21 protein-coding genes, 1 tRNA gene and 1 pseudogene are annotated in these 19,458 nt (G+C 64.2%); 20 read left to right on the forward strand and 3 right to left on the reverse strand.

Annotated elements, in window-relative coordinates; genetic code table 11:
• Positions 1 to 148 precede the first annotated feature (148 nt).
• A tRNA-Gly gene (locus tag ACZ5YV_RS10540) sits at positions 149 to 223 on the forward strand.
• Positions 224 to 726: 503 nt separating this feature from the next.
• Here the strand turns inward: ACZ5YV_RS10540 and ACZ5YV_RS10545 are convergent.
• From ACZ5YV_RS10545 to ACZ5YV_RS10555, 3 genes are read right to left on the reverse strand one after another with little or no spacing between them, the layout of a single operon-like run.
• Positions 727 to 1,833: a DUF4238 domain-containing protein gene (locus ACZ5YV_RS10545; RefSeq protein ID WP_464787574.1), complete on the reverse strand. Its 1,107-nt coding sequence runs from the start codon at positions 1,831 to 1,833 to the stop codon at positions 727 to 729.
• 24 nt (positions 1,834 to 1,857) lie between these two features.
• On the reverse strand, positions 1,858 to 2,286 hold the full coding sequence (locus tag ACZ5YV_RS10550) for a hypothetical protein (protein ID WP_464787575.1): 429 nt from the start codon (positions 2,284 to 2,286) through the stop codon (positions 1,858 to 1,860).
• A gap of 18 nt (positions 2,287 to 2,304) precedes the next feature.
• Complete coding sequence (locus ACZ5YV_RS10555) at positions 2,305 to 3,315, reverse strand: hypothetical protein (RefSeq protein WP_464787576.1); 1,011 nt, start codon at positions 3,313 to 3,315, stop codon at positions 2,305 to 2,307.
• An 84-nt stretch (positions 3,316 to 3,399) separates the two neighbouring features.
• Here ACZ5YV_RS10555 and ACZ5YV_RS10560 point away from each other — a divergent pair, with 84 nt between their 5' ends.
• The 19 genes and pseudogenes from ACZ5YV_RS10560 (at position 3,400) to ACZ5YV_RS10650 (ending at position 19,449) form a co-directional block, all read left to right on the forward strand.
• Entirely contained in the window at positions 3,400 to 3,807 is a 408-nt protein-coding gene (locus ACZ5YV_RS10560; RefSeq protein WP_464787577.1) for a hypothetical protein, read from the forward strand.
• A gap of 151 nt (positions 3,808 to 3,958) precedes the next feature.
• On the forward strand, positions 3,959 to 4,900 hold the full coding sequence (locus tag ACZ5YV_RS10565; protein ID WP_464787578.1) for a hypothetical protein: 942 nt from the start codon (positions 3,959 to 3,961) through the stop codon (positions 4,898 to 4,900).
• Positions 4,897 to 6,408: pseudogene (gene traG, locus ACZ5YV_RS10570) on the forward strand (IncP-type conjugal transfer protein TraG); the annotation flags it as partial. The gene ACZ5YV_RS10565 and the pseudogene traG, both read left to right, overlap by 4 nt.
• Positions 6,405 to 6,821 carry a CopG family transcriptional regulator gene (locus ACZ5YV_RS10575; RefSeq protein ID WP_464787579.1) on the forward strand — a complete coding sequence of 139 codons (417 nt, stop codon included), beginning with the start codon at positions 6,405 to 6,407 and terminating at the stop codon, positions 6,819 to 6,821. The pseudogene traG and the gene ACZ5YV_RS10575, both read left to right, overlap by 4 nt.
• A gap of 167 nt (positions 6,822 to 6,988) precedes the next feature.
• The gene (locus ACZ5YV_RS10580) at positions 6,989 to 7,159 is read left to right on the forward strand and encodes a ribbon-helix-helix domain-containing protein (RefSeq protein WP_464787580.1); all 171 of its coding nucleotides are present in this window, start codon (positions 6,989 to 6,991) and stop codon (positions 7,157 to 7,159) included.
• Positions 7,146 to 8,309, forward strand: a complete 1,164-nt coding sequence (locus tag ACZ5YV_RS10585; protein WP_464787581.1) for a DNA cytosine methyltransferase — start codon at positions 7,146 to 7,148, stop codon at positions 8,307 to 8,309. The genes ACZ5YV_RS10580 and ACZ5YV_RS10585 overlap by 14 nt, the downstream gene beginning before the upstream one ends.
• 41 nt (positions 8,310 to 8,350) lie before the next feature.
• Positions 8,351 to 9,289, forward strand: a complete 939-nt coding sequence (locus ACZ5YV_RS10590) for an Eco29kI family restriction endonuclease (protein WP_464787582.1) — start codon at positions 8,351 to 8,353, stop codon at positions 9,287 to 9,289.
• The gene (locus tag ACZ5YV_RS10595; RefSeq protein WP_464787583.1) at positions 9,276 to 9,740 is read left to right on the forward strand and encodes a very short patch repair endonuclease; all 465 of its coding nucleotides are present in this window, start codon (positions 9,276 to 9,278) and stop codon (positions 9,738 to 9,740) included. Before ACZ5YV_RS10590 ends, ACZ5YV_RS10595 begins: the two co-directional genes overlap by 14 nt.
• Before the next feature lie 169 nt (positions 9,741 to 9,909).
• A complete protein-coding gene (trbB, locus tag ACZ5YV_RS10600) occupies positions 9,910 to 10,896 on the forward strand; it encodes a P-type conjugative transfer ATPase TrbB (RefSeq protein WP_464787584.1) in 987 nt (328 codons plus the stop codon).
• Positions 10,893 to 11,225 carry a TrbC/VirB2 family type IV secretion system protein gene (locus ACZ5YV_RS10605; RefSeq protein WP_464787585.1) on the forward strand — a complete coding sequence of 111 codons (333 nt, stop codon included), beginning with the start codon at positions 10,893 to 10,895 and terminating at the stop codon, positions 11,223 to 11,225. The genes trbB and ACZ5YV_RS10605 overlap by 4 nt, the downstream gene beginning before the upstream one ends.
• Positions 11,225 to 11,494 carry a VirB3 family type IV secretion system protein gene (locus tag ACZ5YV_RS10610; protein WP_464787586.1) on the forward strand — a complete coding sequence of 90 codons (270 nt, stop codon included), beginning with the start codon at positions 11,225 to 11,227 and terminating at the stop codon, positions 11,492 to 11,494. Before ACZ5YV_RS10605 ends, ACZ5YV_RS10610 begins: the two co-directional genes overlap by 1 nt.
• A complete protein-coding gene (gene trbE / locus ACZ5YV_RS10615) occupies positions 11,491 to 13,926 on the forward strand; it encodes a conjugal transfer protein TrbE (RefSeq protein WP_464789204.1) in 2,436 nt (811 codons plus the stop codon). Before ACZ5YV_RS10610 ends, trbE begins: the two co-directional genes overlap by 4 nt.
• Positions 13,923 to 14,639 (forward strand): P-type conjugative transfer protein TrbJ, encoded by a 717-nt coding sequence (gene trbJ, locus ACZ5YV_RS10620; RefSeq protein ID WP_464787587.1) that lies wholly within the window; start codon positions 13,923 to 13,925, stop codon positions 14,637 to 14,639. The genes trbE and trbJ overlap by 4 nt, the downstream gene beginning before the upstream one ends.
• 8 nt (positions 14,640 to 14,647) lie before the next feature.
• Complete coding sequence (gene trbK-alt, locus ACZ5YV_RS10625) at positions 14,648 to 14,953, forward strand: putative entry exclusion protein TrbK-alt (protein ID WP_464787588.1); 306 nt, start codon at positions 14,648 to 14,650, stop codon at positions 14,951 to 14,953.
• On the forward strand, positions 14,950 to 16,338 hold the full coding sequence (gene trbL, locus ACZ5YV_RS10630) for a P-type conjugative transfer protein TrbL (RefSeq protein ID WP_464787589.1): 1,389 nt from the start codon (positions 14,950 to 14,952) through the stop codon (positions 16,336 to 16,338). Before trbK-alt ends, trbL begins: the two co-directional genes overlap by 4 nt.
• A 3-nt stretch (positions 16,339 to 16,341) precedes the next feature.
• Complete coding sequence (gene trbF, locus ACZ5YV_RS10635; RefSeq protein WP_464787590.1) at positions 16,342 to 17,025, forward strand: conjugal transfer protein TrbF; 684 nt, start codon at positions 16,342 to 16,344, stop codon at positions 17,023 to 17,025.
• Positions 17,022 to 18,047 (forward strand): P-type conjugative transfer protein TrbG, encoded by a 1,026-nt coding sequence (trbG, locus tag ACZ5YV_RS10640; protein ID WP_464787591.1) that lies wholly within the window; start codon positions 17,022 to 17,024, stop codon positions 18,045 to 18,047. The genes trbF and trbG overlap by 4 nt, the downstream gene beginning before the upstream one ends.
• The gene (locus ACZ5YV_RS10645; protein ID WP_464787592.1) at positions 18,044 to 19,231 is read left to right on the forward strand and encodes a TraB/TrbI/VirB10 family type IV secretion system protein; all 1,188 of its coding nucleotides are present in this window, start codon (positions 18,044 to 18,046) and stop codon (positions 19,229 to 19,231) included. Before trbG ends, ACZ5YV_RS10645 begins: the two co-directional genes overlap by 4 nt.
• Positions 19,228 to 19,449, forward strand: coding sequence for a DUF2274 domain-containing protein (locus ACZ5YV_RS10650; RefSeq protein ID WP_464787593.1), 222 nt, complete (start codon positions 19,228 to 19,230; stop codon positions 19,447 to 19,449). The genes ACZ5YV_RS10645 and ACZ5YV_RS10650 overlap by 4 nt, the downstream gene beginning before the upstream one ends.
• Positions 19,450 to 19,458: the final 9 nt, after the last annotated feature.

A 19,458-nucleotide genomic window follows, 5' to 3' on the forward strand; every position in this document is an offset into this window, starting at 1 on the left:
GGCAGCCAAGCGCAGTCCTTCTGCCCCCGCCCGAAAGTCCGCCAGCGGGATAAATTTGGGCCGGGGCCAAATTCTCCCTTGCCGACCTCCCCAACCGCTGCTAGTTGCCCGCCTCACCCGCCGAGAGGGACTTCCTCCGGCCGCCAGAGCGGGCGTAGCTCAGGGGTAGAGCACAACCTTGCCAAGGTTGGGGTCGAGGGTTCGAATCCCTTCGCCCGCTCCAGTTTTTCAAAGAAAATCAGCTAGTTATACCCTCCCTCGGGAGGAGTTTTCTATTACGCGGAACCCGCGCAAGGGCCGCGTAATAAGGACGTAATAGGCTCGGAGCGTGTTTCTGGGGTGTTCTGGCGTGCAATCGGCGGGCTTGGCTTCGAGGTGGTGACGGATGTGGAGGGGAAAGCCTTCCCCTGACGGTGAGCCGACGTCTCACCGTACCCCTTCGAGCGGGGCTCCGCCCCGCAACGCCCCAAACGGTAATCCGCCTTGGCGGATTTGTGTCTTCCTGACGTTATAGAGATCGGACCAAGGCTGCGCTGACCCGATCGCGGCTGATCGTTGCTCACTCCGTCGGTGGGGTGGGCGACGCTTCCCTCCGAAGGCAGAGGCCAGAGGTTCTAGTCCTCTTGTGTGCAACGAAATATCCTTAAAAATGAGTTGATTATAAGAGATTTCTCTTCGCGCACTTCCCTGCACCGATCCCCGAAACTTACCAGGACGGTTGTCGAGCTAATAAGGGCCTTGCTGCACCAGATCCCAATCATCCAACCATTCGAATGCCCGATCCACGCGCGCAACACGCTTTGCATCCCGAAACGGCGGAATTTCCCATGGATCGAGGGGCGGCGGTGCGGGCAATAAGCAGGTGACGAAAGACAGATCGAGCGATACCGTCGAAGGAGCCTCGCCCGATCCGTGCCGCGTCCGCATTTCGGTGCCTGACTGACTGACGATTTCTTCGCGATACACCGTGCGCTCTGTTGGGCGATGCGCCTCCCAACGGGCAGCCGATGATCGCAATTCCGTTTCGGGCATATCAGAGGGAACCAACAGCACTGCGTGAGCAGCCTCCCACTGAAGATCGTTGATCAAGCGGATCTGGTCGCCATCATCTATCGTAACGATGTCGTCTGAATCTGCATGCACGGCGTAGGCCGCACCGTCGAAGCCGAAGAGTGTGAGCCGCGGCCCGAGCGGGAGGAACAACTGCAATCCCACGTTGGCGTAGCCGGCGACGCTGACGCTCTGACCTTCGTAGAGCCTATTGTGCAGGACGACAGGCGTGTCGGAAGCGATGAAAGGCGTATCGCTGTCGTTTCGTATGAGCGTCAAAGTGAGATCGGCAAGAAGGCTCGCGCCGATCGTTGCGTAGCCCACGACCTCGGAAACCGCATTCGTGCGCCTGATCCGAACCCTCTCGAGCGCGGCGACGATTTCGCTATTGCCCTCTAGTTCGGCCTTGCGTCGAAGGATTGCCTTAGCGAGCTTTTCTGAGCCCTCGTTGTGCTGCTCCGCTGCCCCGACCGTCCGAGCGTGCTGCATGCCCAGATAGAAAATCAGCCATTCATGATCCTGGCTGTCCGGCTTCGGGAGACGGTTATGCTTGACCGCGTCGGCGAAGATTTTCGCAGCATGGCCCTCGATGTGGCCAAGGGCGCGCTCTGCGCGCGCATCCTTGCCGTAGAAATAGTCGCGGCAAGCCTGCCCTCGGATTGGCGCACTGGGAATGAACTTGGCGCGATCGATGACATAGACGCCGATCCGATTGTCACCGGCCCGCGCAAACAGACGCATATACATCTGCGGCACATAGTGGTGACTCTTGTTCTCAGGCATCCTGGGGCCTTCTCAACTGCACCGTCAGAATGGAATGACGCCAGCCTGATAGAGTGCGATCACGTCGTCACGGTCCACGAAATCCCGTTTGGTCTCGACCGACCAATCGGGATATTCGTCGAGCAGGAATTTGTCGGCGAGCGCACCGATGACAGGCTCGCGGCCTGCAAACTGATGGGCGGTCAGATCATAAATCAGATCGCCAGCCATGACCCACAGATGATGTTCATGCCGGCGATTGGTGCCCTTGATGATCCTGACGTTTCCGAGCTGATATTTCTCTTCCAGCAGGTAGGTGAGGATGAGCGATACGCTCTCACAGCTATTCTTCGGGTACGAACTACCAAACGGATAATCGAACAGTCGCTCTTGGAGATTCCGTGCCAGAAAGGCCAGTAACGCCCTTGCGGAGCGATCCAGATTCGCCTTTGTCGGCTGTTTACCGTCGCTCATCGCGCCTGCCACTCGCGCTCAGGAGAGGGTAATCTTCGGCGATTTGCCCGAAGAAATCGAAAAACGGCGCACTGCGATGGACAGGGACGCCAAGGACTTTTCGAGATCCGGTGGCATCGGCCCTTCCGGCAGAACCAGTGTTCGCTTGACCTCCGAAGGCGCATCGGCGGAATGGCTGATGAGCTGGCCGATAGCGGTATAGATCGACTGCCGATCTACGCTTGTCTTGATTTCATAGATTTCCGTCATGGACGGCCCCTTGCGGACATAGAGGTCGATCAGCTTGCTGTTCAGGACGCGCTCGTCGTTGGCACACCGAGCCTGCCGCTCCTCGAACAGCCGTTGGACGACATCGCCATGATAGGAGATATAATCGATCTCGGAGCGCCGTTGTCCCCGTCGGCGGCCAGAACCCTCGCTATTGAACTTCTCCCATTCCACGATCGCCCGCCGCACGTCTGGGTCATCCAGTTCCCCCCGGGCGACGGCATCCTTGAAGCCTTTGACGAGCTGGACAAAGCGCCAGAGGCGGCCAGCAATGTCGTCGGAGTCGACCCGGCCGATGATGATACCCGCCCTGTCGTCACCGTCGTCGCGGCCGACGTCATCCAGCGTCGCCTTCGACCATGAAAGAAAGGCGCTGCGCCCGACCCCGGTTTTGCCGCCGCCGATGCTGCCGTCGTGCATGAGATAGACGTCGCCGGTTGCCGGTTCCCGAGCGAAAAAACCGGCCACTCGCGCGGAATTAGAGGTCGTCGGGATATTGACCTCAACGGTAATGATCTGCGCGTGCCGCTTGGGGTCGAAGACACCAAAGGCATTCCAGCGCCGGGGAATGGCGGCATCATCCACCGTGCCGAAGGCTGCCCATAATTCACCGAGGCCATTCGCGTAGAGGCGTTCATCGACATTCCCGCTCGGGAAGCCGATATTCCGCACGCCTTGATCCGTCAGATGCTGACGAACAGATGCCTCCAGCGCCTTTTGCGCGGCCCGCTTCTCGCTCGCATCTTCCACCATCAACAGCATTGCATGCCCCTTCCTCCCGGCGTGGCCCTTCGGCCCGATTATTGCTTCGCAATTCGACAAACGTTACGCAATATTTGAGTCGATATGAGCAATCTGACTGTAATCATCCGAACCGCGCCAACGACCTGCTGGTCATGCGGTGCCGAAACAACGATTATCTCGTCCCTCCTTCTGACAGGCGCGAAGGATGACGCCGAGTGCGGGGTCGCGGATTTCTCAGAATATCCGGCACTGATCGACGTCGTGAACCGCGCCGTCTCCGACCAGAAAGATGTTGGCGCGGTCAAACCCCGGTTCAGCAAAACGCTCACGCAAGCTTATATGAGCAATGGCTGCTTCCATTGCGACGCACTGTTCGGCCAGCATTTCGAAATTCATACACGCTATGACGAGCGAGAAGCGGCTCGCCTGGATGTGCCGATATCAGGCGAATGGGCGGATATTTTCCAAAGGCTCCTGGCTTCGGAAGACGGGCATCTCTTTCACTTTTAGTGCCCGGGACTCAATGATGGTTCGGCCGCCACTATTACCTAGGTCTCATCTACATGAAATCGCAAGGTCCCTGGGCACTTGAGTGCGATACCCGGCTTGTCCATTGTGCACGGATGGCTGTCACAGATCCTCTAGTCCCGTGCCTGATGCGATGACCAGCGATGCACCCGCAGCCGGTTCGGTCACGCCGCGTGTCGCGAGCCAGATGACCGCCGAAGACATCGCCGACGATGAAGGCGGTTTCGACTATGGCTGGCCCGACGCGAATGTCGCACTCGCCGATCCACTGTTCAGCGATTTGCTGATGCGCGCGGACGTGAACGCTATCGGATATGCCGTGGTTCGCGGCCCAGATGGCGGCATGACGCCAATGCTACTTCTAACGGGTGCGCATGAAGAACCTCTGCGCGAGGTTTTCGACCTCTTCGCGCGCTGGCAGTTGCTGAGCGGTCCCGGTGCCATCCATATCGAAATCGCCTTTGACGATCCGGGGTTCCGCATTGCCGTGCTTCCGGACGCCCGCTCACTGCGATGGAGGTGCTGCGGATTTGGTAATGTGTCGCGCCCCAACACGTTCAATCTCGCTTGGGTCAAGGGGATCGACACCCGTAGCGATTTCCTGGATTCGCTCGCCGACTATGGCCGTGCCTCATTTGCACCGGTCTACCTGGGCGCAGCGATTGCGCAGATTGATGGCAACGGCCAGCCCTTTGCTTGTGACCTGGACGATGTACCGCGCCTCTTGCTGCCGTCGATTCGGATCCACCGTCGGCCCGAAGACATTCCTGCGGGATCGTTCCTGGCTGGTGGCGACGCTGGAGACGATACCATCCCGTCGGACGTCGATCCGGCCCTGGTCGCCGCGCAGCGCGCTTGGCGCGTGCCCTCCATCATGCCTAAGACGATCCATGTCCTTCGCCACACCGAATCCGGTCGCCAGCTTGTCAATCGCCTTGCGGCGGAAGGTGTAGCGCGTTGGCAGGTCGAGCAAGCGATAGCCAACCTTCGCCTGGCGGCGCTTGCCGAGGTCGGTGAGGCCGAACCTCGCTTTCGCCGCGCGCTCGCGATCTTCGAGGAGCATGACGACGCCTAACCGCAGGCTTCCGCTCGCGGCATGGCCGCGTCCTGCTGTTCGACCCGACCAACGCGGCATCGGCGGCCTACAATCCGTTGCTGGAGGTGCGGCGCGGCCAGTGGGAGGTTCGCGATGTGCAGAACGTGGCCGACGTTCTGGTCGATCCCGAAGGCTCGCTCGAACGGCGCAACCACTGGGAAAAGACCAGCCACGCGCTGCTGGTCGGGGCTATTCTGCATGTGCTCTATGCCGAACCCGACAAGACGCTGGCCGGAGTGGCAGCGTTCCTGTCGGACCCGGCACGGCCGATCGAGACGACCCTCGACCGGATGATGGCGACCCCGCATCTCGGCGAGGCAGGCGTCCATCCCGTGATCGCTTCCGCCGCGCGCGAACTGCTCAACAAGAGCGACAACGAGCGGTCGGGCGTGCTTTCGACCGCTATGTCGTTCCTTGGCCTGTATCGCGATCCGGTAGTGGCGGAAGTTACGCGCTGCTGTCAGTGGCGCATCGCCGACCTCGTTGACGGCGCCGAGCCGGTCTCGCTCTATCTGGTTATCCCGCCTTCCGACATCTCGCGCACGCGGCCGCTCATCCGCCTGATGCTCAACCAGATCGGACGGCGGTTGACCGAGGAACTGGCAAGCGGCGCGAAGCGTCATCGCCTGCTCCTGATGCTCGACGAGTTCCCGGCGCTGGGCCGATTGGATTTCTTCGAGTCCGCGCTGGCGTTCATGGCCGGCTATGGAATCAAGGGTTTCCTGATCGCGCAGTCGCTGAACCAGATCGAGAAAGCTTATGGCCAGAACAACGCGATCCTCGATAACTGCCATATCCGGGTGAGCTTCGCGACCAATGACGAGAGGACGGGCGAGCGCGTCTCGAAAGCACTCGGCACCGCCACCGAGATGCGGGCGATGAAGAACTATGCCGGGCACCGGCTCTCGCCATGGCTGGGGCATCTGATGGTCTCGCGCTCCGAGACCGCCCGCCAGCTCATGACCCAGGGCGAGGTCATGCAGCTTCCGCCCGACGAGGAAATCGTCATGGTGTCGGGCGTCAATCCGATCCGCGCGAAAAAGGCTGCCTATTATACCGACCGCCGACTGGCCGCCCGGATCATGGTGCCGCCCGATCCAGCCGCATGGACCAACCGGGAAATCCGTCCCGATGACTGGCGCCACCTGCCGCCCGCCGCGCCCGACGATGCGAAGATGCGGGCGTTCGCACGGAAGCGCGAAGAAGCGAAGGGAACCCGGCAACCGGAAAGCGAGACCAGCAAGGTGGAGGGAGAGAAGCCCGATACCACGGGTGAAAGCGAAGCGGCGGCCGATATCCGTCAGGAACCCGAACAGGAGCGGCATCTCGATATAGCGCCCAAGCCTCGTCCCGCGCCGGACAACGAGTTCGACCCTGATGATGCGGAACCCGATGCCGACGCGATCCGCAACCGGGAAATCCAGCGCGAGCAGGCGATGAACGCGCGCCGGGCTTCCATGGATCGCGATGACGGGATCGAGCTATGAGCAAGGACAGGCTTTCGGTCTATCTCGACCGAGACATCATGCAGGCACTGGCCTCCTATGCCGACCGGCGCGAGCAATCCCGCTCACTGGTCGCGGAAGCCGCCATTGCCTCCTTCCTCTCGCCTGATAGTGACGAGCGGCGGGAGGCGGCCATGGCCAAGCGCATTGATCGGCTCGACCGCAAGGTGGCGCGGCTCGAACGCGATCTTGGCATCGGCGTCGAGATGATCGCGCAGTTCGTCCGTTTCTGGCTGACCTCGACCCCACCGCCGCCTGAGACGGAGCGCGCTGCCCTTCGTCGGTTGGGGAATGACCGCTACGACGCCTTTATGGAAGCGCTGGGACGCCGGCTCGCCAACGGGCCAAGGGTTCGGCAGGAAATCGGCGAGGATCTACCCGGTGCCGGGGAATGAGCACCAACGAAACGCCCACATCTATCGGCTAGCCATCCTTAATTGTTCACTATATGTTCTTTTTGTTGATTCGGCCGGGACAATAAGATAATGCGATTCAATCCGCGGCGTTTCGCCGCGGAATTTGGGGATGGTCCATGGGACGCGACGGCGCAAACGCAAAAAGGGTGACGACCACCCTCACCATTTCGCGAAAATCGCAGCTTGAGCGCCTAGCGCAACGCGAGGGCGTCAAGGAAGCCTGGATCGTCCGACGCGCGGTCGAACGGTATCTCGACGAGATCGGCGACGGTTCGGTCGTCGGCTCGGAGCAGGAGGCGGCGCATGCGGGGAGCTGAATTGTTCGCCGGATGCGGCGGCCTTGCCCTTGGTATGTCCCGCGCCGGCTTTTCGCATGCCCTGATGGCGGAGTTTGACCATGACGCCGTTGAGACGGTGCTGCACAATCGCAAGCGCCGGATAAAGCACGTCGCCCAATGGCCGATGGAACTGACCGACGTTCGCTCGATTGATTGGGCGGATCATACAGGCGATCTCGACATCATTTCCGGTGGTCCTCCCTGTCAGCCATTCGGCATCGGCGGCAAGAAGCGCGGACATGAGGATGCTCGGGACATGTGGCCCGAAGCCGTCCGTGCTATCCGCGAAGCCGCTCCCAAGGCGTTTCTGTTCGAAAATGTTCGCAATCTCGCGGGACCGCGTTTCCAATCCTATCTGGAATGGATCATTCTTCACCTACGTTTCCCTAACGACACGCCTCGCCCCGGCGAAGGTTTTCATGACCATCGCGAGCGTCTGCGGAACTACAGCAAGCCGAGCGATTACGAGGTCGTCTGGCAAGTCGTGAACGCGGCCGATTATGGTGCTCCCCAGATCAGGCATCGCGTGTTGATTTTTGGGGTCGCGACGGAGCTGGGGGTCGCTCCATCGCGAATGACTCCTACCCATTCACGAGATCGCCTGCTCTGGGATCAATATGTCACAGGCGATTATTGGTGTCGGCATGGCCTGCCGGACCGCGCTAACCCGGAGATGGCGCGTGATCATTCGCGCGTTGAATTCCTGCGTTCCCAAGGCACGGTTCCAGACGGTTTGCCATGGGTTACGGTCCGTGACGCGCTGATGGGCCTCGGCGAACCAACCGGAGTTGGAAACCATGTGTTTCAGCCGGGCGCGCGAGTTTACAAGGGCCATACGGGCAGTCCTTTAGACTTGCCGGCGAAAGCCCTGAAGGCCGGCGACCATGGTGTTCCAGGCGGAGAGAATATGATGGTGCGGGATGATGGCACCGTCCGATATTTCTCCGTCCGGGAGGCGGCGCGACTTGTCGGAATGCCGGATAACTTCGATTTTCCGCGTTCCTGGTCTGAAACAATGCGCCAGTTGGGGAATGCCGTGCCCGCACAATTGGGCGAGGCCGCTGGCCGCTGGATGAAAAGTCTATTGAACAGCGCGAACACAACTGGCGCGGAGCGCGCCGTCGCCTGAGTCTGTTGTGATGACGCGGTCAATCGTTATTACCGTGATGGATGGCCAAGAAATCACCTGACAGAATCGCGTTCGAAGCATTGGAAGCGGCGCTCGCCGCTGTCGTTCACGCCGCCGAGACGGGCGTGTCTCCCACGGTCGCTCGACGCATTCGCAAGGGTTTGGCGGACCATGTTGTCGCGACGGAGGCTGCGCGCGCCGCGACCGATCCGATCATCACGCCCCGAGCCAGCTTTGATCCTTCAGACCCGAAGGTGGTCGGAAGAATGGTCGCGCTGGCTCTGCTGGCGCAGGTCCGTGTCCCGTTGAACACGATCGAGCCAACTTATGGATCGGGTGTTTACGCGATCTACTATGAAGGCGATCACCCCTTGTATCAGGCGATCAGCGGGACCGAGACGCCCATCTATGTCGGAAAGGCCGATCCAGCGTCCGGTGACGCAAGCACCGTGCGAGAGCAAGGGCCACGCCTTACGGGCCGATTGCTAGAGCATGCCGGAACGATCGCGACCGCCGCGAACTACATCGAGACCGTCACTCCCGCTGGCATCCATCCCATCCGGTTGGAGGATTTCACATGCCGCCGCCTGGTATGCGCGACCAACGCGCAGCTTGTTGCGGAGAAGCACCTTATCGGGATGTTCTGGCCGCTCTGGAATTCGGAGACGAAGGCTTGCTGGGGAATGAGCAAGCACGGCGATTCCGCGAAAACCCGCTCGAATAAGCGGTCTCCCTGGGATGTGGTTCATCCCGGCAGACTATGGGCGCTCGACGAATTGCTGGTGGATTCGCTCAGTCTCGACGAAATCAGGGGCAGGATCGACGCCATCATCGAGCGGGTTCCTCCCCGAACCGATCATGCGAATTTGCTGGAAGAAGTGCTCGGCGCCTTCCGCCAGCAGGATGCTCTGCCCGAGGTGGAGACGGAGTCACCTCTGGGCGACGATGTCGAGGGACCATCGGAAGATGAACTCGACTAAAGCGGCGACCGGCGTAGATCCCGCACGCAGCGCCCAGATGGCGCTGGTCAAGGCGCGCGATACCAAGCCTGAAATGGTCGTTCGCCGAGCGCTCCATGCGATAGGCCTTCGGTTTCGGTTGCATTACCGGCATCTGCCGGGGAAGCCGGACATAGTCCTGCCATCGCGCCGCATCGTCATATTCGTTCATGGCTGTTTTTGGCATCGCCATCCTCAACCCGATTGTAAACTCGCCCGCTTGCCGAAGTCGCGTTTGGACTTTTGGCTTCCGAAACTGGAAGGGAATCGGGAGCGTGACGCGCGAAACGAGGCCACGCTGCGAGAAGCGGGCTGGGATGTTCGAGTTATTTGGGAATGCGAACTCGGGCAAACCGCCAAGCTGGCTGAATTCGTGGAAGCCTGCCGAGTCGCGCCGACAAACAGCCCTACCTGGCATAAAGCGCTGGGGTAATCGATCTGCTGGCTGAGCGGTCGATAGTCTTTGCTTACGCCATTCCCTGTATTTCTTCGCCAGCCTGCGATGCCCGCATTTACCTGTTGAACTTCGGCCTTTCCTGTCTCTCTTGATGTGCCCCTGACGCCGGGTGGTTGTTCGCCCGGCCCAATCCAGGGGCCGTTTCTTGTCCGTCCAGCCGATCCGATCCGAAGCGAACACGCGCGGCGCGCGGATGCTGCGCACGGCGCTTGGACCGTCGATCGCGGCTTGGCTCGATGATGCCGCGGTTATCGAGGTGATGCTGAACCCGGATGGCCGGTTATGGGTCGATCGGCTGGGAGAGGGGATTTCCGATACCGGCATGATGCTGGCCGCCGCCGACGGCGAACGGATTATCCGCCTGGTTGCGCACCATGTCGGCGTCGAGGTTCATGCGCGGTCCCCGCGCGTCTCTGCCGAACTGCCGGAAGGGGGCGAGCGGTTCGAGGGGCTAATGCCGCCTGTGGTGGCCGCGCCCGCCTTCGCCATCCGCAAACCGGCTGTCGCCGTCTTCACGCTCGACGACTACACGGCCGCCGGAATCATTTCGCCCGCCGAGGCGACGGCGTTGCGCGATGGCGTCATCGACCGCGCCAACATCCTCGTCGCCGGCGGCACCGGCAGCGGCAAGACCACCCTGGTCAACGCATTGCTGGCGGAAGTCGCCAAGACCACCGACCGCATCGTTCTGATCGAAGACACGCGCGAGCTGCAATGCGCCGCACCCAACTTGGTCGCCATGCGCACCAAGGATGGCGTCGTCTCGCTGTCCGATCTCGTTCGCTCCTCGCTGCGGCTGCGCCCTGATCGCATCCCCATCGGCGAGGTTCGCGGCGCGGAAGCCCTCGACCTCCTGAAAGCCTGGGGCACCGGACACCCCGGCGGCATCGGCACCATCCATGCCGGGACCGCGCTCGGCGCGTTGCGCCGCATGGAGCAGCTCATTCAGGAGGCCGTCGTGACCGTCCCGCGCGCGCTGCTCGCCGAGACGATCGACCTGATCGCCGTGCTTGTCCGCGACGGACACGGGCGCCGCCTTGCCGAGCTGGCCCGAGTCCAAGGACTCGACCCCGCCACCGGCGACTACCGCCTCACCCCGCTTTCCACCGCCCAACCGGGAGATCTACCATGATCCATGCCCTTCGGCATGGCGCACGCCGCGCCATGCTAACCGCATCCGCCAGTGTGATCGCGCTGACATTCGCCGTTCCGGCTTACGCGGGCGGATCGTCGATGCCGTGGGAAGCGCCGCTCCAGTCGATCCTCGAAAGCATCGAAGGGCCGGTGGCCAAGATCATCGCGGTCATCATCATTATCGTGACCGGCCTGACGCTCGCCTTCGGTGACACATCGGGCGGCTTCCGCAGGCTGATCCAGATCGTATTCGGCCTTTCGATCGCCTTCGCCGCGTCGAGTTTCTTCCTGTCGTTCTTCTCGTTCGGCGGCGGGGCGCTCGTCTGATGGAAGCCGGCGAGCAGATCGCGGGCTTTCATGCCCCCGTCCACCGAGCGTTGACCGAGCCGATATTGCTCGGCGGTGCGCCGCGGGCGCTTGCCATCGTCAACGGCACGCTGGCCGGTGCGATCGGTCTCGGCCTTCGCCTCTGGATCGCCGGCATGGTCATCTGGGCCATCGGCCACGCGATCTCGGTCTGGGCGGCGCGGCGCGATCCGCAGTTCGTCGACGTTGCCCGCCGCCACCTCCGCTACCCGACATGGATGCAGCCATGATGAGTTTGCGCGAATACCGCAGCAAGGCCGCGCGCCTTGCCGACTTCCTGCCCTGGGCCGCCCTGGTCGGCGAAGGCGTCGTGCTCAACAAAGACGGGTCGTTCCAGCGCACGGCGCGGTTTCGCGGCCCCGATCTCGACAGCGCCACACCGGCCGAGTTGGTCGCGACGAGCGCACGGTTGAACAGCGCGCTCCGCCGGCTCGGCTCGGGCTGGGCAATTTTCGTCGAGGCGCAGCGCACGCTCGCGCTCGACTACCCCGATGCGGCGTTCCCCGATCCGGTGTCGGCGCTGGTCGACATGGAGCGCCGCGAACAATTCCGCGAGGAAGGTGCCCACTTCGAGAGCGCCTACTACCTGACGCTGCTGTGGATGCCTCCGGCCGAGGAAGCCGCGCGTGCCGAAGGCTGGCTCTACGAGGGCCGCTCGACCACCGGCGTAGATCCGTGGGAACTGCTCAAAGGTTTCACCGATCGCAGCGATCGCGTGCTCAATCTGGTCGAAGGCTTCGTGCCCGAGGTCCATTGGCTCGATGACGCCGAGACACTGACCTATCTCCACAGCACGATCTCGACCCGCCGCCAGCGGGTGCGCGTGCCGGAAACGCCGATGCACCTGGACGCGCTTCTCGCCGATGAACCGCTGACCGGCGGACTCGAACCGAAGCTCGGCGATCATCACCTCCGCACGCTGACGATCACGGGTTTTCCGAGCGTCACGTTCCCCGGTCTGCTCGACGAGCTGAACCGGCTGGCCTTCGAGTATTGCTGGTCGACCCGTGCGATCATGCTCGACAAGACCGACGCGACCAAGCTGCTGACCCGCATTCGCCGCCAGTGGTTCGCCAAGCGCAAATCCGTCGCCGCCATCTTGAAAGAGGTGATGACGAACGAGGCGAGCACGTTGCTCGACAGCGACGCCTCGAACAAGGCCGCCGACGCTGACACCGCCCTGCAGGAGCTCGGCGCGGACTATGCGGGCATGGCCTATGTCACCGCGACGGTGACGGTCTGGGACCGCGATCCCGCCATTGCGGCCGAGAAGCTGCGGCTGGTGGAGAAGGTCATCCAGGGCCGCAATTTCACCGTCATGCCCGAAGGGATGAACGCAATCGAGGCATGGCTGGGGGGCCTGCCCGGCCACACCTACGCCAATGTCCGCCAGCCCCCGATCTCCACCATCAATCTCGCCCACCTGATCCCCCTCTCAGCGGTGTGGGCGGGGCCGGAACGGGACGAGCACTTCGGCGCTCCCCCCTTGCTTTACGGCAAGACCGAAGGCTCGACCCCGTTCCGGTTTTCCCTTCACGTCGGCGATGTCGGCCACACGTTGATCGTCGGCCCGACCGGCGCCGGCAAGTCGGTGCTGCTCGCGCTGATGGCGATGCAGTTCCGCCGCTACGAGAACGCCCAGATCTTCGCCTTCGATTTCGGCGGCAGTATCCGCGCCGCCGCGATCGGCATGGGCGGGGACTGGCAGGATCTCGGCGGGATGCTCGCCGACGCCGCCGACGACGGTGTGCAACTCCAGCCGCTTGCACATATCGACGATCCGGCCGAGCGCGCCTGGGCGGCCGAATGGCTCGGGGCGATCCTCGCGTCCGAAGGCGTCGCGGTCGATCCGCAGGCCAAGGAGCATATCTGGTCGGCGCTCGGCTCATTGGCGTCAGCGCCGATGCCGGAGCGGACGCTGACCGGCCTCGCCGTGCTCTTGCAGAGCCAGCAGCTCAAGCAGGCGCTTGCATCTTATTGCATCGGCGGACCCTGGGGCCGGCTGCTAGACGCCGAGGCCGAACGGCTCGGCGAAGCATCGGTTCAGGCGTTCGAGACAGAGGGCCTGGTCGGCGCCGGCTCGGCCGCCGCAGTGCTGTCCTACCTGTTCCATCGGATCGAGGGCCGGCTGGACGGCTCGCCCACACTCATCATCATCGACGAGGGATGGCTGGTCCTCGACAGCCCGGACTTTGCCGCGCAACTCCGCGAGTGGTTGAAGACCCTCCGGAAGAAGAACGCCAGTGTCGTCTTTGCGACCCAGAGCCTCGCCGACATCGAAACGTCGAGCATTGCGCCGGCCATCATCGAGTCCTGCCCGACGCGCATCTTCCTGCCGAATGAGCGGGCTGCCGAGCCGCAGATTGCGGCCATTTACGAGCGGTTCGGGCTCAACGCTCGCCAGATCGAAATCCTCAGCCGCGCGACGCCCAAGCGCGATTACTACTGCCAGTCGCGGCGCGGCAACCGGCTGTTCGAGCTGGGGCTGGGCGAGGTCGCGCTGACGTTCGCCGCGGCATCGTCAAAGTCGGACCAACTCCGCATCGCCGAGATCACCGAAACGCACGGTGCATCCGCCTTCGCCGCCGAATGGTTGCGGCATCGCGCCTGCGCCTGGGCCATCGAGCTTCTTCCCCCCAGCCAGCAGGAGTTACCGCTATGAAGACCAATATTCTGCGCCGCGCCATCGTGGCCGGCGTTCTCGCTACGTCGGGCGTCATCGGCATCACCGCCGCGACCCCGTCCTACGCACAGTTCGGCGGGATCGTCTATGACCCCACCAACTATGCGCAGAATGTGCTGACGGCCGCCCGGTCGCTCCAGCAGATCAACAACCAGATCCAACAAATTCAGAACCAGGCGACCAGCCTCATCAACGAGGCGCGCAATCTGGCGTCGCTGCCGTTCAGTTCGCTTCAGCAGTTGCAGCAACAGGTGCAGCGTACCCAACAGCTTCTCGGGGAAGCGCAGCGCATCGCCTACGACGTCCAGAACGTCCAGCAGGCGTTTACCGACCGCTATAAGGGCGCGGCGCTGACGGGCGATCACGCCCGGATGGTGGCCAACGCCAATGCCCGCTGGGAGGATAGCGTCGGCGCGTTCGAGGATGTGCTAAAGGTGCAGGCGGGCGTCGTCGGCAACATCGACGGCGCCCGGACGACTATGAATAGCCTGGTCTCCGCCAGCCAGTCCGCGACCGGCGCGCTTCAGGCGACACAGGCCGGAAATCAGCTCCTCGCCCTGCAATCGCAGCAGCTCGCCGACCTCACCGCCGCCGTCGCGGCGCAGGGCCGCGCGCAGGCACTGCAATCGGCTCGGCAGGCGGCCGAGGAGGCCGAAGGCCGCGAGCGGTTCCGCCGCTTCATGGGCAACTGAGGCAAGCCATGTCGCGCACGGCGAAGATCGCGGGGGTGGCAGGGCTGGCGGGGCTGATGATGACGGTGGCGATCGTCGCCGCTCTGCGGCCGGAAGCGCCCGCGCCATCGCCGCGTCTCACCATGCCGGCGGAGGGCGGCGGGAACCGGCTCGCCCGCGAGCTGGATCGCTGCGCAACGCTCACCATGCCAGACTCGGGCTGCGAAGCGGCCTGGGCCGAGAACCGCCGCCGCTTCTTCCGTCAGGACGAGCCTGCCATCGAAACCGGGCGCGATGGCGACGTTTCGCCATCCGCCGAAGGCGACACGCCATGAACGATACCAGTGTCATCGACACCTTCCTGGCCGTCTTTACCAGTTACATCGACAGCGGGTTTGGCCTGCTTGGTGGCGAGGTTGGGTTCCTCTCGACCACACTCATTGCCATCGATGTGACACTTGCCGGTTTGTTCTGGGCCTGGGGTGCGGATGAGGACGTGCTTCAACGCCTCGTCAAGAAGACGCTCTACATCGGCACCTTCGCCTTCATCATCGGCAATTTCTCGTCGCTCGCCAATATCGTGTTCCAGTCCTTCGCCGGGCTCGGCCTCCAAGCCAGCGGCGGGGCGATGTCGATCGCCGATTTTATGAAGCCGGGCACGATCGCCGCGACTGGGCTTCAAGCCGGCAAGCCGTTGCTCGATGCGGCGGGTCAATTTTCCAGCCTCTGGGCCTTCTTCGCCAATGCCGCGCTGATCCTCGTCTTGCTGATCGCCTGGCTGATCGTGGTGCTCGCCTTCTTCATCATCGCGGTGCAGGTTTTCATCACGCTGATCGAATTCAAGCTGGTGACGCTGGCCGGCTTCGTGCTGCTGCCGTTCGCCTTCTTCAACAAGACCGCCTTCATGGCCGAGCGCGTGCTGGGCCATGTTGTCTCGACCGGCATCAAGGTGCTGGTTCTCGCCGTCATCACGGGCATCGGCACGACTCTGTTCAGCCAGTTCACCAGCGCCGGCCTCGGGGTCGAGCCTGACATCAATCAGGTCATGGCGGTTGCGCTCGCCGCGCTGTCATTGTTCGGGCTCGCGATCTTCGGTCCCAGCATCGCCAATGGCATCGTCTCGGGGGGACCGCAGCTCGGGGCGGGCGCGGCGGCCGGAACGGCCCTTGCAGCCGGTGGTGCGCTGGTCGGCGGTGCAGCCGCTGCACGGCTCGGTGTCGGAGCCGCCGGTTCCGCCATTGGTGCGACCGGCCGTATGACCGGCGCTGCCGCGCGCGGCGGCGCTCAAGCCGCGGGTGGAGCCGCCAGCGCCTATAGCCTCGGCTCGTTCGGCAAGAACGGGGCAAGCGCCGTGGCCGGCGGCATGTCCGCAGTCGGTCAGGCCGTGGCGGGAAGCGCTACGAACGCCGTCCTCTCGCCGTTGCGCAAGGTGGCCGCCAAGGGCGGCGAGGCGATGAAGGCCAGCTTCCGCTCCGGCGCCCGTGCTGGGTTCACCGCCAGCGGCGGCACGATCACTGGCGGACCAGCGGCGGCCACGGTTTCGACATCGAGCACCGCAGCCGCTTCCCCAGCCACTAGTGGCGCCGGTGCGCCTGCCTGGGCGGCCGCGATGAAGCGCCGCCAGTCCGTGACACACGGCGCGACCGTGCTCGCCCACACGATGAAGGGTGGCGACAGCCACGGTGGCGGTCCCGGTCCCGACATCAAAGAGAAGGACTGATCCATGTTTCGACGCCCAACCATCCGCTACGGCCAGACACCAGAACCCACGACACCCTATCAGCGCGCCGCTCAGGTGTGGGATGACCGCATCGGCTCCGCCCGCGTGCAGGCGAAGAACTGGCGGCTCGCCTTCTTCGGTGCGCTGACGCTATCGGGCGGGCTTGCGGGTGGCCTGGTGTGGCAGTCGGCGCGCGGCCATATCGTGCCCTGGGTGGTGCAGGTCGATCGGCTGGGCGAGGCGCAGGCAGTTGCGCCGGCCGAGACCGGCTATCGACCGACCGATCCGCAGATCGCATTCCATCTCGCCCGCTTCATCGAGCAGGTCCGCGCCATCCCGGCCGATCCGGTCATCGTCCGCCAGAACTGGCTCAGGGCCTATGATTTCACCACCGACAAGGGCGCGCTCGCGCTCAATGACTATGCCCGCGTCAACGACCCGTTCGCCAATGTTGGCAAGGTTCAGGTCGCGGTGGACGTGTCGAGCGTCATCCGCGCCTCACCCGACAGCTTCCGGGTCGCCTGGACCGAGCGCCGCTATCAGGACGGCAGCCTCGCCGCGACCGAACGCTGGTCCGCGATCCTCACCGTCGTCGTCCAGCCCCCGCGCACCCCCGACGCGCTGCGTCGCAATCCGCTCGGTGTCTTCGTCAACGCCCTCAACTGGTCAAAGGAGCTCTCGCAATGACGCACACGCCTTTCCGTCCCTCCGCTTCGGCGGCGTTGCTGCTGTCGGCCGCCGCGCTCGCCGGCTGCGCCACCACCTCCGCCAAGACGCCGACGGTCGCCTACGACGAACCGCCTCCCGAAATCGCGGCTACGCCGGCGCCCGAGCCGCCTACGCCCGTCGCCGTGGTGATGATCCCCGAGCCGCTGCCGCTCCCCGGCCAGTTGAAGCCGCTGGCGGGGCGCGCCCCGCCTCCTGAGCCCGCCGATCCCCGGCGACGCGTCGGAGCGGCCAACGCCGCCGCCCGCGTGCAACCTGCGCGCGACGGCTTCCTCAATGCGATCCAGCAATATCCCTGGACCGACGGCGCGCTCTATCAGGTCTATGCCGCGCCCGGCCAGGTGACGGACATCGCCTTGCAGGAAGGCGAGCAGCTCGTTGGGCCGGGGCCGGTCGCGGCGGGCGATACAGTGCGCTGGATCATTGGCGACACGGTGAGCGGCAGCGGTCCTACGGCACGGGTGCATATCCTGGTCAAGCCGACGCGCCCCGACATCGGCACCAACCTCGTCATCAACACCGACCGGCGCACCTATCATTTGGAGCTGCGCGCGACGGCTTCGACCTACATGGCGTCGGTCTCCTGGACCTATCCCCATGACGCGCTGATCGCCTTACAAGGCCGCAACGCCGCGGCGGCAAACACCGCGCCGGTGGCAAGCGGCGTAGAAGTGTCTGCGCTCAATTTTCGCTACCGCATCGAGGGCGACCGCGCGCCGTGGAAGCCGGTTCGCGCCTTTGACGATGGTCGCCAGGTCTTCATCGAGTTTCCAGGCAGGATCGCGCAGGGCGAGATGCCGCCGTTGTTCGTGACTGGCGCGGCCGGCGGTGCCGAGCTGGTCAATTACCGCGTGCAGGGCCGCTACATGGTGGTCGATCGCCTGTTCGCCGCCGCCGAGCTGCGTCTGGGCGACAAGCGTAGCGAACAGCGTGTCCGCATCGTGCGCGACGGCGCGGACGCGCGCCGGAGGGGGCGGCCGTGAGCGACCCGACCGATACGCCCGCCGCCGAGCCGGCCGCGCCGCGCTCCGATCCCCAAGCCTTCCAGCTTCGCGGCGACCCACCGCGCGTCATGCGCCTGTCGCGCAAGGCGCTCGCCGTCGTCGGCGTCGCCGCCGGCCTCGGCATCGGCGGCTCGCTGATCTACGCCTTGAAACCGGCCGGGCCGCGCGAAGCAAAGGAGCTCTACAACACCAAGAGCCGGACGACGGCCGAGGCGATCACCTCGGGGCCGAAGGACTATGGCCAGGCGCCGAAGCTCGGCCCGCCGCTTCCCGGCGACCTTGGCCGGCCGATCGTCTCGGCGCAGCAGCGCGGCGAGAACGTGCCCGTGCCACCCCTCGGCGCGCAGTCGGGCCAGCCCGATCCGCGCGCGCAGCAGGAGCGCGACGCTGCTCGGACAAGCGGCGTGTTCCTTGGCGGAAGCTCGGCCAACGCCGGCGGGATGGCCGTAGCGCCGTCACTGGCGTCGCCTGATCCGGCCGCGCAGCCGCCGCAGCAGGCCGCCGCCGCGCAAGGCGACCAGGCCGCCAAGCGGGCGTTCATGGCGCAGGCGTCTAGCCAGCGCACGGTGAGCGTCGAGCGGCTGACCGCGCCGGCATCGCCCAACATCGTGCAGGCCGGCAGCATCATTCCGGCCGCGCTCATTACCGGCATCCGCTCCGACCTGCCCGGCCAGATCACCGCGCAGGTGACGCAGAACGTCTATGACAGTCCCACGGGGCGCATCTTGCTCATCCCGCAGGGCGCGCGGCTGATCGGCGAATATGACAGCGAGATAGCCGCCGGCCAGACCCGCGTGCTGCTCGCCTGGGACCGCCTCATCATGCCGGATGGCCGCTCGATCGTTCTCGAGCGTCAGCCCGGCGCGGACGGAGCCGGCTTTGCGGGCCTACAGGATCGCGTGAACCAGCACTGGGGCAATCTGCTCAAGGCGGCGGCCGTCTCGACATTGCTCGGCGTGGGCGCCGAGCTGGGCGCCGACAGCGAGGACGATCTAACCCGCGCGCTGCGGCGGGGATCGCAGGACACCATCAATCAGACCGGCCAGCAGATTGTGCGTCGACAACTCAATGTGCAGCCGACGCTCACCATCCGGCCGGGGCACCCCTTGCGCGTGATCATTACACGCGACCTGGTGCTCGAACCCATCGGAGCGATGCGATGACGAAACTGAAGCTGGGGCCGCTGGCCGACGACCGTCCGGTCAAGCTCTCCGTGGAGCTGCCCGCGCCGGTTCACCGCGATCTCGTCGCCTATGCTGCGGCGCTCGCCGCCGAGACCGGGGCAGCGCCGGTCCTGCCCGAGAAGCTGATAGCGCCCATGCTCACCCGGTTCATGGAAACCGACCGGGCCTTCCGCCGGCACCGCTCGCAGGAGACGTGAAGGCCTGTT

It is taken from the genome of Sphingobium sp. TomTYG46 (assembly GCF_055396345.1).

Excerpts from the sequence above, each read along its gene's own strand:
- ACZ5YV_RS10585 (WP_464787581.1), top strand. The coding sequence starts at position 7,146 with ATGCGGGGAGCTGAATTGTTCGCCGGATGCGGCGGCCTTGCCCTTGGT.
- trbE (WP_464789204.1), top strand. The coding sequence starts at position 11,491 with ATGATGAGTTTGCGCGAATACCGCAGCAAGGCCGCGCGCCTTGCCGAC.
- ACZ5YV_RS10560 (WP_464787577.1), top strand. The coding sequence starts at position 3,400 with ATGAGCAATCTGACTGTAATCATCCGAACCGCGCCAACGACCTGCTGG.
- ACZ5YV_RS10590 (WP_464787582.1), top strand. The coding sequence starts at position 8,351 with ATGGCCAAGAAATCACCTGACAGAATCGCGTTCGAAGCATTGGAAGCG.
- ACZ5YV_RS10650 (WP_464787593.1), top strand. The coding sequence starts at position 19,228 with ATGACGAAACTGAAGCTGGGGCCGCTGGCCGACGACCGTCCGGTCAAG.
- ACZ5YV_RS10545 (WP_464787574.1), bottom strand. The coding sequence starts at position 1,833 with ATGCCTGAGAACAAGAGTCACCACTATGTGCCGCAGATGTATATGCGT.
- ACZ5YV_RS10555 (WP_464787576.1), bottom strand. The coding sequence starts at position 3,315 with ATGCTGTTGATGGTGGAAGATGCGAGCGAGAAGCGGGCCGCGCAAAAG.
- ACZ5YV_RS10575 (WP_464787579.1), top strand. The coding sequence starts at position 6,405 with ATGAGCAAGGACAGGCTTTCGGTCTATCTCGACCGAGACATCATGCAG.
- ACZ5YV_RS10610 (WP_464787586.1), top strand. The coding sequence starts at position 11,225 with ATGGAAGCCGGCGAGCAGATCGCGGGCTTTCATGCCCCCGTCCACCGA.
- ACZ5YV_RS10565 (WP_464787578.1), top strand. The coding sequence starts at position 3,959 with ATGACCAGCGATGCACCCGCAGCCGGTTCGGTCACGCCGCGTGTCGCG.
- trbK-alt (WP_464787588.1), top strand. The coding sequence starts at position 14,648 with ATGTCGCGCACGGCGAAGATCGCGGGGGTGGCAGGGCTGGCGGGGCTG.
- ACZ5YV_RS10550 (WP_464787575.1), bottom strand. The coding sequence starts at position 2,286 with ATGAGCGACGGTAAACAGCCGACAAAGGCGAATCTGGATCGCTCCGCA.
- trbJ (WP_464787587.1), top strand. The coding sequence starts at position 13,923 with ATGAAGACCAATATTCTGCGCCGCGCCATCGTGGCCGGCGTTCTCGCT.
- ACZ5YV_RS10595 (WP_464787583.1), top strand. The coding sequence starts at position 9,276 with ATGAACTCGACTAAAGCGGCGACCGGCGTAGATCCCGCACGCAGCGCC.
- trbF (WP_464787590.1), top strand. The coding sequence starts at position 16,342 with ATGTTTCGACGCCCAACCATCCGCTACGGCCAGACACCAGAACCCACG.
- ACZ5YV_RS10605 (WP_464787585.1), top strand. The coding sequence starts at position 10,893 with ATGATCCATGCCCTTCGGCATGGCGCACGCCGCGCCATGCTAACCGCA.
- trbL (WP_464787589.1), top strand. The coding sequence starts at position 14,950 with ATGAACGATACCAGTGTCATCGACACCTTCCTGGCCGTCTTTACCAGT.
- trbG (WP_464787591.1), top strand. The coding sequence starts at position 17,022 with ATGACGCACACGCCTTTCCGTCCCTCCGCTTCGGCGGCGTTGCTGCTG.